The organism is Paenibacillus eucommiae, from assembly GCF_017874215.1.
Taxonomy (GTDB): Bacteria; Bacillota; Bacilli; order Paenibacillales; family NBRC-103111; genus Paenibacillus_AI; species Paenibacillus_AI eucommiae.
The window spans coordinates 110,896-129,634 of the sequence record NZ_JAGGLB010000027.1 but is presented as its reverse complement, the minus strand read 5'-3'; the positions used below and the strand labels follow the sequence as shown (position 1 = coordinate 129,634).

The following is an 18,739-nucleotide window of genomic DNA, read 5'->3' as shown; positions in this document are numbered from 1 at the left end:
CCTTTACTCGTCCGGCGGCGTCAAAGAAAGGGGAAGAACGACTTCCACTTTGAGACCGCCCAATTGGCTGCGCTCCAGCCGTACACCGCTTTCATTTCCGAATTTGATGCGAAGCCTGCGATGCACATTGTATAGCCCGGTCGATTCGGGCGGCTCAAGCTCGGCGTCAAGCGATTGTCTTAGACGCAGCAGTTCGGTATCCTCCAAGGAATCCCCATTGTCTTCTATGCCGATGGTTAGTTCGTCCCGGTTTTCGCTTACACGGAAAGAAACTGCGATAATGCCATCCCTCTCCGGATCGATCAACCCGTGCTTGTAGCAATTTTCGAGCAGCGGCTGCAGGATCAGCCGGGGTATTGGAATGAGACCAACCCATGGCGGAGGATCCGGAAAATCGATATGAACATTCCCGGCGTAGCGGTATTTTTGAATTTCAACATACGTACGGACGAAATCCAATTCTTCCTTGAGCGGCACCTCTTGTTGACTGTTGTGCGTAATATACTGGTAATAACTTCCGAGATATTTGGAGAACCGCATCACATTTTCCGTTTCATTGACTTTAGCCATACGATAAATGATGATAAAGCTGTTGTATAAAAAATGAGGGTTGATCTGCAGCTGCAGCTGCTTTAATTCGGATAAACGCACGCGGTATTGATGTTCGATCACTTCGTGAATAAGCACCTTCAGCCGACCGATCATGCTGTTGTATTGCGAATACAAATAGGAGAATTCGTCCCGATTCTTGTGAACGATCGGAGCGTCCAAATTGCCGTGCTCGACCTTTCTAAAGGCTACTACCATTGTACGCAGCGGCTGATGGATTAAACGGTAGATCAAATAAGAGAACAGGACGACCACGATTGCCGAGACAAGCGAAATTACCCAGTAGCCGTCGCGATACTTTCGCAATGAGCCAAGAACAACCTGTTCCGGCAGATATGTAAGCAGTGTTGCGTCTAGGGTGGGGGATTGTTCGAAGGCAACAATATACGGCGTTCCGCCGTAGGTAACTGTCCGGTAACCGGACTCAGCCGAAGCTTCGCTCTCGGAGTCGGACAACAGTCCGAGCCCCCGTGCCAGCTCTGCCGCATCGATATCGCCTTTGCCTGACGGACGATGGGCAACTTGCCAGCGCAAGCGGTTGTCGAATAGCGCAACACCGCCTTCCGCATTGTCGGCGATCCGGTGAAGAACGCTGCTGATCTCCGCCTTGTCGATCTCCACTGCAATGACAAATTGCTGGTCTTCCCGCCTGCCTATTTCCGGATAAGGGACACTGATGAACAAACGGTCGTTGTAAGTCAGAAATGGTGACACATAACGGTCCGTAGGCTGAGAAAGCTGACGGAATAAGCTTTGGTCGATCGGGCCGATAATATCGCCGGTGGATAACGTCCGATTGATCGAAGCGATCGATATGCCGACATTCAAGATATATGGATTTGATGTTTTTAACAATCCAAGACGGCTTCGAAGTCTGTTGATGACAATGGTCTTGTCGAAATCCTCCATAATATCGGCGGAGTTGCTCAGCTTATTCAAATCGGAATCGTTTACAAATTCCTGTTCGAGACGAATAATGCGGTTGAAGTCCGTTTCAAGAGAATACATATAGAACTGTGCCCGTGAATATAGCGAGGCCGTAATCTGTTCCTTCACACTGCGGGACGCTGATTCGTTCATAATCAAACTCAATGCATACAAAGGAATTAACACAACCATAAAGGCAAATACCAATTTTGCAAAAATCGACCGCATCATGTTTTTGACCCCCTTACAGAGAACACACTGCTCTCACACCATACTCTTCGGTATTTCTCCTTCCGCAAACCTCCGATCCTCCGCAGCCACAGCCTCACCCGTTCAAAACAATAATCGAACTGGTTGTCCGGTTTGAACCTATCCTCACAAGCGGACATCGCACCATCCTCTCTTGAAAAAACATAATATGGTATTACCGGTTAATATAGCACCGGCGCTTTGATACAGTCAATGCATTCGTCGCAATCCTGACTTCTCAATCTGCCGTTGCATAAGAGTACGTGGCTGTCCAGAAGTCCGAAGGCATTGTACTGCTATAGAAGAAAAAAACGGACAAGCCCTGTGAAGTATACTTCGCATGGTTTGTCCTTATTTTCACATATTTTATCTCACAGAAGGGCATTATCCTGCCCAAAAAAGCGAGGGTACGCCCCATAAAGTAGCCGTGATCGCTTGCGTTAACAAGGTATTACATCACGTCTACGCTATGCTCGAAAAAGGGCAACCCTTCGCTTTTTAAAAATCCCACCCCATAAACTTCCACGAAATGGAGGTTTATTTGTTACACATCAAAAGCAGTGTACCCGAAATCTACGCCCTACAAAACTGCCTCTTGACATGGTATTAGCTGGTTTGTCATCCCTTATTCATATGCTTCTGTTGGTTGATCGGAAATGCCGGTATCGAACACGGGCATTTCTTGTACGGAGACGCCCTTCAGTCTGTTCGGCTGTGCCACGGAGTTGCTAACCGTGAACGACCTCAACGTACCCGACACTCGTACCTCGTAAGACGTTTTGTACGCGCCGTTCTGAAGATCGTACACTTTTGTTCCGGTCAAGCTTGCTCCCGTCCAGCTCACGGTCGTTCCTTGGTCGACAGGCGTCGTGATCCACAGCGCATCGCCAAGATTATTGATCGTCATATGGTTTGCTTGCTGCTCGGCGAGGTACGTTTTGTCCGCGTTAATCCGAATAACCGTTTTTTCGCCGTTCTTCAGCGTAAGCGTCACCTTTGATTCTTGCCCCGTTAACGGGATTGAATACACGGTCGAAGTGGGTCCCTTCGAGAGAGTGGACTTCATGCCCGTTGTTGCCAAATAGTTCGTATGCTTGCCATTCCGGTAATCGGACTCCAGGCGGATGCCGGCTACCGGTTCTTCGTTGCCGTAGATCATAACTTGCTTCACTTGCTTGCGGTTTCTCTGATCCGTTACAAGGGGCATATGATTAACGCCGGTAACTCCATAGACCCGCGTATTTTTCGTCCCGACCGGGAAGGTCAACGTCCCCTTGCTGCTGAACTCAGGAACCGTGCCGTCACCGCTCACGTAGAGAGGCGCAACGGGACTGCCGTTGGATGCATATTCCCGGACGTCATTAACGGGTTTAACATACGTATAGCTGCTAATCGTATCCATTCCGTATCCCGAGATGATATACAGCGGAATGTCCGTTTGCGGAAGATCGTATATCGTTTGGTGCTTTTTAAGGACTCGATCTAGCAGGTCCTCCCGGAAATTCAAGTAAGGTTCTACTTGCCCTTCGTTGACGTTAGAGAGGAAATCCGCCATTTTCTGATAACTATCGATGGAAATAATTTCGTGATCGTTGCGGGCCTCGCTTCTTTTCTTGAAATATTGAAGCACGGGGCCATACAAATGATGATAGCTAGGCGAAGGAATCAACCCGTGAGCCGTTGGAGAATGCATGGCAAGCTTTCTGCCGACCGCGCTGCTCAGAATCGGAATGTCGAGATCGTAGCCGTCGATCCAAGCCTTCAAAGATGTCGGCGCGCCGAGGAACGGCGTTCCGAGCGTTATCCATTTGCTTACCTTGCTCGCATAATTCGAATCCATGGCCGCCTCTTTCACGATCAGGCCGCCGTTGCTGTGAGAGATCAGCATGACTTTGCTGGAGCCGCTCTTCTCGATCGCCAAATCGATTCTTTGTTTCAGCGCATCGGATGCTTCCGTATTGTCGCGGATGAAATTATTAGGAAGACCGAATAACGTTCGACCCGGAACATACCCTTCCGTCTTCAGGTCCGAGATCATTTCAGTGAAATACATATCCTGACCGAACATCATATCTTCAGGCGCCACGTCGGAGATATCCCACAAACCGTAATCCCTATCTTTGTAGTGAAGGCCGATCTTGGCCTCTGTCGCATCGTTGTACAAATCTTGGTACATAAGCGAAGCCGTGGACGTTACGGCAAAATTCATCCATGCGTTAACAGGCAGACCCGTCATAGGATCATTTCCATACAATGCGGTGCCTCCAAACCCCGGAACGATAATAATCGGAACGCTGCCGTTATTTTTAAACGTAAGTTTATAGGAAGCATTCATATCGAATTTGCCGTCCGCGGTGTACACTCCGATGTAGTACGTTTTATTTTTCGGAATAACGACCGAGAAGCTTTCGGCTTTGTTCCCCGCGTTTTTGGAGCTTGCGACCGTATTGCCGTCTTTGTCGATTACCTTCACATCGTAATTGGTTCCTGCCGGGATGTCCGTCAGCTCCAGCTTCAGATCGTACGGCAGAACCTCGTTCGAAACCTTGTAATAGTCCACATCGTTTGCGGAATGAATCGTTCCTTTCAGGTTCTGGGCATAGGATGCGACTTTGAGTCCCGTCGCCTTCTCGGTCGTATCATTAGGTTCATTCGTGTCAACCGGGGTCGCATGGCTCATAGCCTTCAAACGGTACGTTGCATCAGTACCCGTCTTCGCCCCGACTGCAGGATACACCATAACATAGTATGTGCTGTTCAGAACTGGCAGATCAAGTGCATAATCCGTGGCATTCCCCGGCATGCTTGATTCCGCGACCAGCTTTTTGGCCTCATCGAAAACCTGAATATTGTAATTATGGAATGCCGACGGCACTTCCAATGAGAAGTGGAGCTTGCCCGCATCACTGGATATATATCTGTAGTAATCCCTGTCCGTAGATGAGGAAATGGTACCCAGAATATCTACGCCCCGAGCGATCCCGTTCGCTTGATCGAAGCTGTCGTTGCTTTCCCCTTCATTCGCCCATAGACCGATATGATCGACGTTCATGAGAAGCTCGTAAGGGCTGTTGCTGCTTGCGCCGCTGGCCGAGAACACCTTCAAATAATAACGGACACCTTTCTTCCCGAATACTTCCTCGATCATCGGTTTACCGTTAAAAGTAGTCTGTGCAGCGATTAACTGCATGTTCTCGTCGTAAAGCTCCATTTGATAGCCGTCGACCGGCGCCTGATTCATTATAATTTCAAAATAACCCGGCGTATACGGCGAAACCAGATACCAATCCACGTCGGACGCGCCATGCAGCGTCGCGGACAAATATTCGGCATTCGAATCGCCTAGCGTAGTCGACGTGTACCTATCGCTTGTATTGTTCGGCTCGTAGATGTCTCCGCCGATCTGCGTTACTTCGAATTCGTAATCCTCGTACGGAGCGGCATTGCCTGCTTCCGTGAACACTTTAACATAGAACACGTCGCCTTGGGCTCCAAAGTGAAGCGGAAGCTGCTTCGGTTCATGCTCCTCATAATATTCGGTCGAATAAAGGGAATCTCCGTTCGCTTCATACAAAGCGATATGGTACTCTTGCGATGGCGCAAGCACCAATCCAACTTGGAAATTGCCGGTTTGCGACAGCTTAACGGCATACCAGTCCTGGTCCTCCGGCACATGAATCGTACCCGTTCCCACGTCCGAAGTCGACTGGCCAAGCGTGGTCACGGTAGCCGTCTCCAGATTGTTATTCCACTCATGGATGTCTCCCGACGAAACGTCGTAGCTGGACGTGAACGTCCTCTCCAAAACATACGTATCATTCAAATCATAACCAGCGGAAGAATACACCTGCACGTAGAAGGTTTGGCCTCTGCTTCCATACACGTTGTGCATGATTTTCCCCGGCCGGTTCTCCGTGGAAGAGATAAGATCACCGTAGGAGTTAAACAATTTAAAGTCATATCCCGTTCCCTCGGGGATGTTGTGTAGATTCAAATTGAAGAAGCCGGTCTCGGCCGTCTCGAACCGGTACCAATCCTGGTCATCGGCAGAACCGATAACTCCTTCGAGCTTCGCGGATGGCGATGCTCCAAGCGTAGTAGATGCGGCCGATTCCTTGTTGTTATTCGGCTCGTAAGCGTCTATGGGAGTCTGCTGGACATGAAATCCGACCTGAAGACGGTAATGGAAGCCGCTGCCGACCATATCTTCGCGTACCGACACCTGGACGTAATATTGATTGCCTTCTTCCAGCCACACGTCATCCTTCTCGTAGAGAGGATTCGGATTATCATCTTCGATTTCATTGCCGGAATCATCCAGAATAGCCACCTGCGTCAGATTCGCCGTCGCCGTTTCTTGCAGCAAGACGCTCATATAGCCTGATTTTGTCACTTGGAAAGGATAATAATCGACCGGATCGTCGAGATAGCCCCGCCCGCTCACATCTCCCGTGAAGACGAAATTTTCGCCGCCCGCGAGTGAATAACGCTGGTTATCCTCCGGTGTATTGTTGGGCTCCTGCTCTTGGTAGGAGATCGCGTTCGACGACTGCCCGCCCGGCAAGGCGAGAGCACTAGGCAGCGCTGTTTGAACCAGCAGTGACATACTTAATAACAATGCAGATAGAACACGTTTCATAATTGCCTCCTTGATCGTTTTGTAATTTTCGGCAAAGCCCAGAACTTGACTTCCGTTTCGGCCAGCCGTTCATCAGTCGAAGTATACAATGGCCCCTTCAAAGCTGAGGAGGTTGAACTTTCCTCACCGGGGTGAGAAACGCTCACCCCCCTCGCCGGTTTTAGGAAATGATTGCCGACTGGGAGCTCGCGGACGTTTGCTCTTCCTGTACGGACCGTGGCGTCATTCTGCCGGTTACGATACAGAAGCCCAGGCTGGCGTAAGCGAGGCCCCAGAAGAAAGCGAAGTACACGTTGTCGGCTACCGGCAGGAACATGCTGACAATATTGATGATGAACAGGACGGCGACCCAGCGCGGGAATACTTTGGCCCGTAATGTCATAATGGCGAACACCGGTGTACCCACAAGCAAGCCGAGCATGCTTACGATTCGCGTAATCCCCACTACCGGACCTTCCGGCAGCGGCGCAGCCGGATCCTTGACGAATACGATGAACACGAGAGCCGCCGTCAGCACATTGCCGATCGCCATACCGAGCGTGCTGAGGAATCCGAGCATGCTGGTCTCCTTCGATTGCGCCAGAAATCCGGCGATCGTTCCTACCGCCATCAGGATACATGCGATGAAGCCGAATGTTAACTCTTGCGGGCTGTCCGTGCCCCAGACAAGAGCGGCCGGTGTCATGCCCATTCTCACGATTCCGGCGAGCAGGCAGATCATGCCTAGCCCTTTCAATACCTTGTAATCTTTCATTTTCTTCACCTCGTCGATTGAATGTTTTCCATACCTTAATCCTACTATCGCGGGAATGAAGGACGACAGGGCATGAATTTCCTCCTTTCCCGGGAAGTTCCGATTCCCGAATTCGGGATCATCGGGAAATACACTCATAATTGCACCTTTCTCATATTCAAAACTGACTTGCTCCGCTATAATTAGAGCCATGAGAAAAATTAGAGCCTATCAACTTCTAATCGGATTGTTTTTTGTCGTAACGGCTGCTATCTATGCCAGTTGCATCCCTGTCTATTACGACAAGCTCGTGAACGTATGCATCGAGAGCGGATGCGGCGTCTCGGTCTCCCCCTTGATCCTGGAGTCGGGCGGACTCACAGTAATGGAGATCGCGATCCTTCTAGTCGCGATAGACTGCTCCATAACAATCGTGTTCTATTCAGCCGCCATCATCTTGCTATGGAAGAGCCCTCGAGAGCCAATGGGGCTGCTCGCCGCGCTCGCGATGATCGCATTCGGCACTTCTTTCCCCTCGCTGGTCGCGGTAGGATCGGAGGATTGGCAGTTCTCGCATTACTGGTTCTACGGCGTGGCAACTATTGGATGGATCGCCGTCTCTCTGTTCTGCCTGCTGTTCCCGAACGGCAAGTTCGTGCCGGCTTGGTCGAAGCACGCCATGCTGGTCATTGCGATCGTGAATATCGCCAATATTTATTTTGAAGGGAGTATATGGAGAGCATTTAGCATTCCTCTAACCGTTCAGCTCGTCTGGTACGTATCGACCACGCTCCTGCTCATCTTTGCCCAAATCTACCGCTTCAAGCGAATTTCCTCACCTGAGCAGCGACAGCAGACCAAGTGGGTCGTCTACGGCGTGGCGGTCTGTTTCCTCGGATTCGCGATCGTCAGCATGCTGTTCAGTCCCGACTTCTTCAAAGGCAATGCCCTCTCTTATCTCTACCTGAACGCGGCGCTTCACCTCTTCCTGTCGGCTCTGCCCATCACGCTGACGCTTGCCGTTCTTAGACGAAGACTGTGGGAGATTAACCCGCTCGTGAACCGGACGATTGTCTATGGCGCTTTAACGATCTGCATCCTGCTTCTGTACACGGGCGTCGTTCTTTATCTCGGTAATCTGTTCGTCACATGGAGCAATTATGTCGTCTCGCTCGTAGCGACGGGGCTCGTCGCGCTTGTATTCGCGCCTCTGCGAGAATGGCTTCAACGGCTGGTCAACCGATTGATGAAGGGACGTCATGACGATCCATACGCCGTGCTTCTGGAGCTGGGCAGCCAAATGATGCAGCCGCTGGCACCCGATGCGATGCTGGCCGCGATCGCCCGGCAGGTGCAAGGCGCTCTGCGGCTGCCCTACGGCGGTATCGCGATGGATATCGAAGGCAGGGAGGCCATGCTGGCCGAGGCAGGCGAGCGCAGAGACGAACTGGAGTTGCATGCTTTCCCCATCATTTACCGGGGCAGACCAATCGGCACGTTCTATGCGGCCAGCCGTTCCGCGGGAGAAGCCTTCTCCCCGGAGGACCATATGTTCCTGGAGGTACTGCTGCAGCAAGCGGCACCGATCGTTAACAACGCGGATATGCTGCAAGGAATGAGGCAGCTCGCGGAAGATCTGCAGGAATCCCGGGAGAAGCTCGTCCTCGCCCGGGAAGAAGAACGCCGGCGGATTCGCAACAACTTGCACGACGATCTTGCCCCGCGGCTCGCGGCGCTCGCGATTAACGTAGCCGTCGCCCGCAAATTCGTCGACAAGGAACCGGTGACCGCGGTCGCCAAGCTGGATGAGCTCGGGCAAGTCATTCGTTCGACGATCCAAGATATCCGCTCCCTCGTCAACGATTTGCGGCCGCCCGCGCTAGACGAACTCGGATTAGCGGGAGCCATTCGCGCCCGAATGAATGAGATGACGAAACCCTGTCAGATTAGCGAGGATGGCGCGGCTGGCCAACAGCTGAATATGCGAATCGATGCGCCGCAGGAGCTGCCCGCTCTCAGCGCGGCCGTCGAGGTCGCGGTTTATCGGATCGTAACGGAATCGATGGTTAACGTGTTGAAGCATGCGAAGGCAACGGAATGCCGGGTCATGCTGGCCGTAACAGAGGACCGGCGGCTGCGAGTGGAAGTAACGGATAATGGCATCGGCGTCGGGACGACGGCACGCCCTGTTCTGATGGGAAGGACGGGCGGAATCGGACTCCTGTCCATGCGCGAGCGAGCCGCCGAGATCGGCGGAGAATGCGTCATCGAACGGCTTGACTCCGGGGGCACGAGAGTACGCGCCATGCTGCCATTGCAATAGAAGGAGGCAATTAATGATGAGAATTATATTAGCCGAGGATCACCCGATGTTCCGTGGCGGAGTGCGGGCTTTGCTGGGGATGACGGATGACCTGGAAGTAGTCGGCGAAGCCGCCGATGGGGAAGAAGCGGTAAGGCTGGCCGGCGAGCTGCAGCCCGATCTGATGCTGATGGATATACGCATGCCGGTCATGAACGGCATCGAGGCGACCGAGCGGATCAAGCAGCTCTACCCTGCCGTCGAGGTACTCATTCTTACGATGTACCAGGATGATCAGTCGGTGTTCACCGCCATGCGGGTAGGAGCCAAGGGCTATGTGCTGAAGGATGCGGACGAAGAAGAGCTGCTGCAGGCCATTCGCATGGTCGGCAGCAGCCGGGCCGTGTTCGGCAAAGGAATAGCGGAGCGGATGATGCATTTTTTCGCCTCGCAGACTCCTCAAGCCGCGTCGGCACAGCCATCGGCCGAGGAACCGGTAGGACAGCCAGTCGGCGGGCACGAGCTGCTGCGGGAGCCTGCCTTCGCCGAGCTGACCCGCCGCGAAGCGGACATTCTGGCGCGTATCGCAAACGGAGACACGAATGCTCAGATCGCCGATTACCTCCACATCAGCGCCAAAACCGTCGCCAACAACGTGTCGAACATTCTAAGCAAGCTCCAGGTAATGACCCGTCACGAAGCAAGGAAGCTAGTGGCGCAGCATCGACAACAATGATCGTTAGTTGGTCAGTCAAAGTTTTATTTGCTTCGCATGCCCAGATCAAAGAGGGAGCTGCCATAACGAGGCAGCTCCCTTTCCTTTTCATCTACGAATCTACTTGTCCTCGGTCAGCAAACCCGCGTCCTGCATGATCCGAACGAGCAAGACCGCAGTCTGAGCGCGGGTCGCGGATCCGTCCGGAGCAAGCTTTGTTGTCGAGATTCCTTTCATCCAGCCGAGCTGAAGCATCATCGTAACCGATTTGCGCGCCCAGGCCGAGACGTTGCCGGCGTCAGTGAACGAGTCAAGCTGATCCGCCTCGTTATTGGACGGCGCCGGGATGTTCAGCAAAGCCGCAAGACGCACCAGCAGTACGGCCATCTCCTCGCGGGAGAGAACGTCAAGCGGCCTCATGCGGCCACCCGATCCCTCGATTAGGCCGTAGTCCAGTCCTGCTCGGATATAGGACTCATACCAAGCGTCTGCCGGAACGTCCGTGAACCGGATTTTGGCCGAATCGGACTTGATTGGCCCTCTGACTCCCAACCCGCTCTTGCGCAGCAGCTCGACTAGCAGCTTGACGGCTTCCGCCCGCGTAATGGCCCGATCCGGCTCGAATCGGCCGGGCGACACGCCACTCGCCATATGCCGGGCTACGAGCACCATAACCTCCGCCCGGCTCCAATGAACGGATAGATCCGCGAACTTCGGCGCGTACACCATGACGGCATATTCACCCGGCTGCGTTATAAATGTGCTGACCGCAGCTTCGCTTCTATTCGTTACGCCTCCGACATAACGCCATCCGCCTGGAGCGGACGCATCTTTACGATAAATGCCGTACGAACGCGGGTCTTCGCCTGCATCAGAAGATGCCTGATAGGCCAGCGTCATTCGAATCGGTTTCCACGACGCGCTTCCTTCGCTCTCCAGAAGGTAAGAAGGAGAATATCGGGCATAGCCTGCCGGTACCGGCGCATCGTCTTCCTGGCTTATGCCGTAAGCGAGCTTCGTATCATGGCCGAACGTACCCGGAGCAACGAACAGCTTCAGCCGTCCTTCGAACGCTTCGTAGGTTCCGCCGGCCGTGTTCACTTTCCAGGCTCCGGCATCATCATACTGCTCTCCATGAGGTGTCTGGCCTCCTCCTGAACCGCCGCCGTTGTTGCCCGGATGTCCTCCCCCGCCTGCGAGCGTCTCAGCTACGACATTGGAGGCAAAAGATTCATTGCCGCCCGCGTCGACCGCGATCACTTCGAAGACGTACTTTGTCTTGGCCGACAAGGAGCCAGCTCTATAGGCTTGAACGCCCGGCAGCACTTCTTTCGACTGCACCTTGGAGGCATCCGCCTCAGGCCACCATTTGACGATCAGCTTGGCGATATCCGGAGCAGCGGGATCCTTCCAGGCTACGCTTACGCTGTCGATGGCAGCGGACTGAACGGCAAGCTCCGCCACGGCGGAAGGGGGTGATACGTCATCTCCAGCTTCGCTGTCTGCATTCCAGCGCCATGCAACACCCGTCGATTCGTTTCCGTATTCGTCTATCGTCGTTACTTTGAAATCATAGTTCTTTGAGGCATCAATGCTGGTCACAGTCGCCCACATCTGCCCCTTGACCACCTCGACCTCCCCGGCATACGCCGATTCCGTTGCGGCCTTCCATTTCACGCGCACAGCTTTCAGATCGGCGTCCCGAGGGTCGTTCCAGATCAGCGTGGCCTGATCTCTCGTCATTCCCCCGATCAATGTATCCACCTCGTCCGGCGCCTCATAATCCGTCCCCGTCACGAGAACATCTTGCGTCGTGTCCACTTCCAGCCCTATTCCCGCATAGCTGACAAGACTTCCTCCGATCGTAACCCTGTAGGTTTCTCCCGCAGTCAGAGGCTCGGCAGGCCGGAAGGCTATCGCCATGGCAAGCGGGCTGCCGTCTACCCCAGGCTCCGCATCGATCGGCCCAAGCGCGCCTTCTACGGCTTCGCCATTCAGGCCTTCGACTGTCATAACGCCCTCCGTGATTGAAGCGGCGGAGATCGGCTTCGTGAAGCTAACCTGTACTTCCGTGCCACCCGGGAGCGCCCTAACAGTCACCACTTCGGGGGCATTATAGGAAACAAGCGGTATGTTGACATTGAAGTGCGGCGGCGGAACCTCCAGCTCGTCGCTATACGCGGTCACATAGCCGTCCTTCTCGACCTTCACCTTCCACATGCCGGGAGGAACGTCCCAGCCATAGCGTCCTACGGAATCCGTCTGCTGCGGATTGATCTGTTCGTACCATTCCGCATTCCATGCGTCCCAGGACCCGCTTGCCGAATCAAGCTGCAGCACGGTAGCCGTCGCTCCCTCCAACCGATTGGCGGTCAACCCCTCGTACACGAATCCGCTCGGATCATAGATGTAAGCCGGGTTCGCCACGGGCGGCCGCTTCAAAGGCTTCTGCGGGTACGGCTTAACTTTACAGTCATACTTCTTCAAATAGCGTTCCAGCTCGTTCATGCTCTCTTCCACGATGCTGTCCAGCTTCTTGCCCGCCCAATAAGACTCGGCCCAGAAGATGAGCGCGTGCGGGCCTTCGAACGTTTTTCCGCCGATGACGTTGAGCAGATTTTTAACATACTCAACGAACATAATATCGAATATGATGCCGTCAGCCATTCTTGTGTAATATTCCGCGGCCTGAGGGTCGCATAACTTCTGCGCCTCGTCCCTAAGCGTATAGATGCGGGTCGTAGCACCAGGATTCATGAAGGATTCCAGCGTATTGTCCAGATCGAAGATCTTCGTCCCCGTATTCAGCGCCTCGATTACCATTTTGATCTTGGCCATGCCGCCCGAGAGACTGGCCCTTCCGCTTGAATTTCCATTCGGAACGTAGGCGGTAATGACTGCCTTGGCCCCCTTCCCCCCTCTCGTAATGCTCATCGTAGTGCCATACACCGGAATACCGGTAGCCGCTTCTTCTCTGAGATCTTTGGCCGTAGGCACATACGCTTCCGTAGAAGAACTGATTCGTATGCTCCCGCTAATATCCTCGTTAATCTTGATCGAAGAAGCCAAGGTATTGGCCGGAAGCTCTTCACCACCCGGCGTCTCCTCACCCGGGAACGTTACATTCACCACTTCGAAGCTTCGCATGGCTTCAGGCAGCGTATGGCGCAGCTCTTCCTCCGAAGGCGGGCCGGCGATCGGTTCATTCGGATCCGCCTTCTGGCTATAGGTGACATAGACGGGACCCGGATCCTTCGTCAGGGTCATTGTCGCGACGAATTCTCCTTTCTGGAGCACAGCGTCGGTTACCGTGTCTCCCGTCCATACCTGCACATTATGAATCCGTTCGGGATTTCGGAATTTCAGATGATAAATGAACGGGTTGCCAGGCACGTATACGAACGGGAATACGGCGACACCGTTCTCCGGCCGAATCGTGTGCACGCGTCCGCCCGGATGGCCTACCGTCATTTCCTCCAGACCGGGATCCTGCTCATCATAGAGCACGATCGCTTCCTGCCCGATCAGGCGAATGCCGTTCACCAGCGCTTCCGTTCTTATCCTATGCTTCCGCGCTTGCGGGTCCGCGATCTCCGCGTCAAGCTTCCATGATCCGGCGGGAGACGACTCCGCGGTGCCGATCAGCCGTTCCCCGTCATAGACGTACACGGTTGAGCCACGGGGAGCGGAGCCGCTTAATCCGAACTGCGGCTTGACTAGCACTTCCGGCACCCTCAAAGTAACGGCAAAAACTTGTATATGCGCGGTGCCGATCGTCTCTTTCTTCACGCTCCCGCTGGTAGAATACGCGATTCGGGCAGCTAGCGGCAGCATCGTTTCCGCGGGGTCGCCGTCGACTCGAAGTCCGAGCTGGACGCTCCCGCTTCCCTTGGCTGCAATATTTCCGATTCGAACCTTCAAACCGTCGTCCTGCCATTCCCAATCCGCATTTTGCCCGTTCGCGATGACCGAGCCCGGAATAACCGTGGTCCCCTTGGGAAGATCAAGCTCGATGCTTGCATCGGAAACCGCTGCGCCCGCGTTGGCGTATAAGGCGCGCACCGTTATTCCTCCGTCCTGGGTCGTCTGGTCGGATGATACGCTAAGACTGTTCCCGGCACGGCCGCCGAAGCTTCCGCGCTCCTGCAGCCTGATTTCACCAAGCGGAATGAGTTCGGACGCCTTGACGTCGAAATCGACGGTCGCCCACATACCGTTGCTGCCGGAAGCCCTCAGCCGATATGAGCCCGGCGTTTGAATATCGATCAAATATTGATCGCCTTGCTTCTTCACGGCGTACACTCCGTACACCGCTTTGCCTTCCACCAGCCGGTCCAGCTCCAGAGCAACGTTGCCCGGATCTTGTCCGTCGGGCTTGACGAATTGCGCCGTAGCTTGCGCCCCACTTCCTTCCAGGCGCAAGTCCAGCTCCGCCTGATTGTTGTCCCCGATCACGGTTTCTTCGCATATGGCGGGCAATCCCGCCCTTCTTCCGTTCACGCATAGGCGGAATGTATCTCCCTCGACGGCCGCTACCGAAACGGGAGAGCCATATTTCTTAATCGAGTGGGATGGCTGGAACATAAGGGACCATGCCAATCTCGAATCCGGCTCAAGAGGACCCTGCCAGCCGCTCCCCAGCTGCTTCGTATAAATGTTCAGCTGTACTTTGGCATAATCCAGAAGCTGCAGGTCCAGCGTTGCCGGGCTTCCTGCGACCATATCCAAGGTTTCGAGGCGGGACATTATGCCCATCGATTCACTGCCGGCCGCCCGAATAAATGCTTGCCCCTCGGGAAGCTGAAGCGTATAGCTCCCGTTCGATGCCGAGCTTGCATAGAACACTTTGCCGTTCATGGCAGCCGTTACTCTTGCCCCGGCCGCCGGCTTCCCGGCTTTGGTCAAAACTTTACCCTCCAGCTTCTGCAAAGCCTTTTCTTCCAAAATAACCGGCGTTTTCATCGTCAGTTCGTTTAAGGCGAGCTCTATGCTGGCGCCTTCGTAGAGTGAATCCTTCGATACGATGTCCAGCTTGTAAATCTCGTCCTTGAATCCTTCGAGCCGCATGTCGTAGGTGCCGTTCCCCGTGCCGCGAAGCAGCAGATTGCCGCTGCTGTCCGATAACGTATAGGAAATCGGAATACGCGCGTTTTTGTTGTTCTTCACGTCGCCGTTCAGCTGAAACCGAAATTTCGGCTTCAGAGTCAATGTCTCTTCCCGTCCCGGCTTCATGACTGTCGATAATCCTTGAACGGGCATAACGGCATAAGCGGCGGGCGAGAAAGCGATCGAATACGGAACATCCCCGTAAGGGACATTGAGCGTATATATCGTCTGACCCGCTATCGTCTTCACGAAGCTTCGGTAGTGCTTCCGCACCTCCTCCGTCTGATAGACGTTCAGCGTGCCTCCGCTCAAAGCGCTGCTCCACGTCTTGCCTTCCGGAATATCGAAGACGACCGCGATTCGTCCCGCAACGGACGTCTCGATCGGATAGGCGGCGGCGCCTAAGTGCCCGTTAACAGCGATCCGCGTTTCCTTCAGATAGGAAGTCCCCGCCGCTATGCGATAGGAGCCGGTATAGACGCCTGGCTCCGACTCCGTTAACGGAATCTCTGCCGTTGCCTCCCGCTCTTCATCCTCTTCCCAGTGACGAATCTTCAGCTCGGCCTTGAGCTCCAGCCCCGGCTTGGCTTTGACAACCAAAGCCGCGTTGCTGTCCTGAATCGGCATATTGTGGTAATCCACCTTGCCGTCAAAATTCACTTTAACGGAAGTAACTGCCGATGACCCGGAAGCCATCCGGAATCGCGCCTGATTCGCTCCGATCAGAAGCACTTGCTCCTTAGGCTCTACAGGGAGGTAGCCCGGAGGCGGTGTGACGCTGATTCTGATCGTTTCGCCCGCTTTATGCGTTCCAGGCAGCTTCGCTTTGCCGCCCGCATCGGTCTGAACGCTGCCCAGCAGACTGTCGTCGGCTGCTTTCGCGAACCGGACCGTCGCCTGCTCCGCCGGAATGCCGCCTTCGTACTCGAGCGTGACTTCCAGCTCCGACGAAAATGCGGGCTTCAGCACGATGGGTACGGCTAAACCTTTGCCTGCCGTAATGCCGGTACGGGAAGCGAGAATGACGCTGCTCGCATCATGGCGAAGCTCCAGCTTATAACCCTTGCCGGATCGAACCGGCAGCGTATATTCCGTCACCGCCGGGTTGACGGGTATGGACTCGGTAACTCCCTTGTTATCGGACACGTATAACGTCGTTCCTGTCAGCAGCCCGGACTGCTCCGTCTCGATGTCAATGGACAATTGGCCGGCCACCTGGATCGGCAAGCCGTCTACCGGCTTTGAGCCTTCTCCATCAGCAAGCTTTGCTTCGATAGAGGAGATTGTCGCGATGCCTGCTCCAATATCGGTATACCCACGATAGATCCCTTCGGCCGCTTCCTCCAGCTCGATCGTAGCCGTCCGTTCTTCGCTATCCGGTCCGGCTGTCCAGTACCGCATAACGGCCTGTACCTGCTGTCCTTTTTGCCCCGTCGCTTGAATCGTCAGCCTCGAATTCTGCTTCAACTCTCCGGACAGCCATGCCGTCCCGGGTATCGTCAAAGAAGCGGAGTGAACCGGGTCCGTCGGTTCGGACGTATCGCAGTTCGGCGCACAGTACGTATACAGAGCATTATTTCTCACATAAACCAGCTTGTTGCCTGCACCGCTCATATCCGCCGCAAAATGATTGAACGCCGGATTACCGACCGCCGCAGGTTGTCCCGGACGGTTCTTGTCGAAGCGTTCGCTATACCGATACGGGAGATATCCATCCCCGCGCATATCATGGAGAAGCGCCAGCACATACCTTCCGTCATCGCTGATAGAGAGCTTTTCGTAATATTTGCCCAGCACCTCATCTTCGCTGCGCCCTCCGTTCAGATCGATCCGATCACCCGTTGCCATATCCAGCACGTACGGCAGCGCTTGGGCTCCCGACTCAGGAGAGTCATTGTAGGCCAAATACCTGCCATCCTGATTAATTGCCAGATCGCTGTGGACGGTATTGAACACATACCGTTTGACGATTCGGCCTTCTACCGTGTCATACATATAAACGGCCTGCTCGGAGGAGGATGTCTCCATTCCCTTTAAGTTCGAGGAATCGGACACGAAGGCAATCATGCCGCCATTGCCACTGATGACCGCGCCATTGCTCGTACCGTTCTCCTCTTCGCCGTCGGCCGTCTCGCTGACGAGCTTCCTCGTTTCCTTGGCATAGTCGTACAGGTAGAGACGTCCTTCCTCTTCATAGACGATCCACCTGCCATCGTCGCTTATGGACGGGTGGCCAGCCGCGACGCCCGGCGACGAGATTAGCCTCATCGTCTGATGCTCCAGATCGTAGACGTAGACATGCTCGCCTTCCTCGCTTGGCGACGCCAGCAGGTTGCTGGCGTCGGAGACGAATACGACCCGCTTGCCGGAACCGTTGATCGCGATTCCGTTCACATAACCATCCAGCGGCGTAAGCTCCTTCGTTACGGACGCCAGAATTCTGTGCCTGTTCGTCGTATTGAAGACGAACAAGCTGCGTTCGGCCGCGTTCTCCGTCAACAGATCCGTATAAGCAATCATGGAGCCGTCTCTGCTCATCGCGGAAATCGTCATTTCCTCGCTCGCATGCCTCGATAACTCCACCAGTTTCATCTCGCCCTCCGGCGAGGCGCCGATGACCGTTATCATACCTGGAGATTCGTTCCCGGCATGATCGATCGCGGTAACTAGCACCACGTACCGCTTGCCCGCTGTCAAATCCGGAATTCGGATGAAGGTTCCCGGCGTTGTCCCCAACTCCTCGTTCGTCGTTCCGTCGTACACCACATACTTCGCCACGTCCAGGACCGGCTCGCCGGTATCGCTGGCGGGTGGTGACCAATTCAGGAGAGCCATGTTGTGGCTCAGCAACTCCCATCGCAACTCCTGCACGTCATACGGTGCCGTCCAATCGACCTTTACGCTTGCCGGAGAGGATCGATCACTCCAATCCCCCGACTTCCGTGAGGCCGCGTAGAAGAGATACTCTCCCTCCGCTTCGAGGGTCATGCTCAAGTCGAACCGGCCGAAACCGCTGCCGTCATCCTCCGCTACGGCCGGTGTTTCGAGCTGCCGTTCCTCTCCTGCGTCGATCGTATACCAGATCATCACCTCGGAGCCCGCTTCCGCATAACCGGACAGCTCCGCGAAGCTTTCCCGGCTCCATTCCGGCAAAGTATTCAAAACTGGAACTCCGGCAGCCAACGAATCCAGTTGGGCTTCAGACGGGCCCGTCAAGCCGCCATCCGTCACGGTTTCATAAAAAGACGGATCCTCTGCGGCCGAAGAAGCATCCAGGGGAGATGCCCCCGCATATTGCGCCGTGCCGGTAAGTAGCATTACAAAGGCTAGAAAGCCGAATAGTACTCGCCTCATCCCAGAGGCCTTTCGCCCAATAATAAACACCCCATACTCCTCCCGCTCCAATTATTGCCGACTAGCATTAGGAGGCGAGCAGCAAGCCGCATCGCCGACTAACAG

Annotated in this window: 6 protein-coding genes; 2 read left to right on the top strand and 4 right to left on the bottom strand. The window is 54.5% G+C overall.

The genetic code is table 11. The features are described from left to right. Positions 1-3 precede the first annotated feature (3 nt). From J2Z66_RS30460 to J2Z66_RS30450, 3 genes are all read right to left on the bottom strand, one after another. On the bottom strand, positions 4-1,767 hold the full coding sequence (locus tag J2Z66_RS30460; RefSeq protein WP_209976531.1) for a sensor histidine kinase: 1,764 nt from the start codon (positions 1,765-1,767) through the stop codon (positions 4-6). Between the two features lie 643 nt (positions 1,768-2,410). Continuing rightward, entirely contained in the window at positions 2,411-6,424 is a 4,014-nt protein-coding gene (locus J2Z66_RS30455) for a lipase/acyltransferase domain-containing protein (RefSeq protein ID WP_209976530.1), read from the bottom strand. Between the two features lie 160 nt (positions 6,425-6,584). Further along, positions 6,585-7,370, bottom strand: a complete 786-nt coding sequence (locus J2Z66_RS30450) for a hypothetical protein (protein WP_209976529.1) — start codon at positions 7,368-7,370, stop codon at positions 6,585-6,587. A gap of 172 nt (positions 7,371-7,542) precedes the next feature. Here J2Z66_RS30450 and J2Z66_RS30445 point away from each other — a divergent pair, with 172 nt between their 5' ends. Next, positions 7,543-9,480, top strand: coding sequence for a GAF domain-containing sensor histidine kinase (locus tag J2Z66_RS30445; protein WP_209976528.1), 1,938 nt, complete (start codon positions 7,543-7,545; stop codon positions 9,478-9,480). A gap of 13 nt (positions 9,481-9,493) precedes the next feature. Next, complete coding sequence (locus J2Z66_RS30440) at positions 9,494-10,195, top strand: response regulator transcription factor (protein ID WP_209976527.1); 702 nt, start codon at positions 9,494-9,496, stop codon at positions 10,193-10,195. Between the two features lie 99 nt (positions 10,196-10,294). Here the strand turns inward: J2Z66_RS30440 and J2Z66_RS30435 are convergent, their stop codons facing one another. After that, on the bottom strand, positions 10,295-18,664 hold the full coding sequence (locus tag J2Z66_RS30435) for an S-layer homology domain-containing protein (protein WP_209976526.1): 8,370 nt from the start codon (positions 18,662-18,664) through the stop codon (positions 10,295-10,297). Positions 18,665-18,739: the final 75 nt, after the last annotated feature.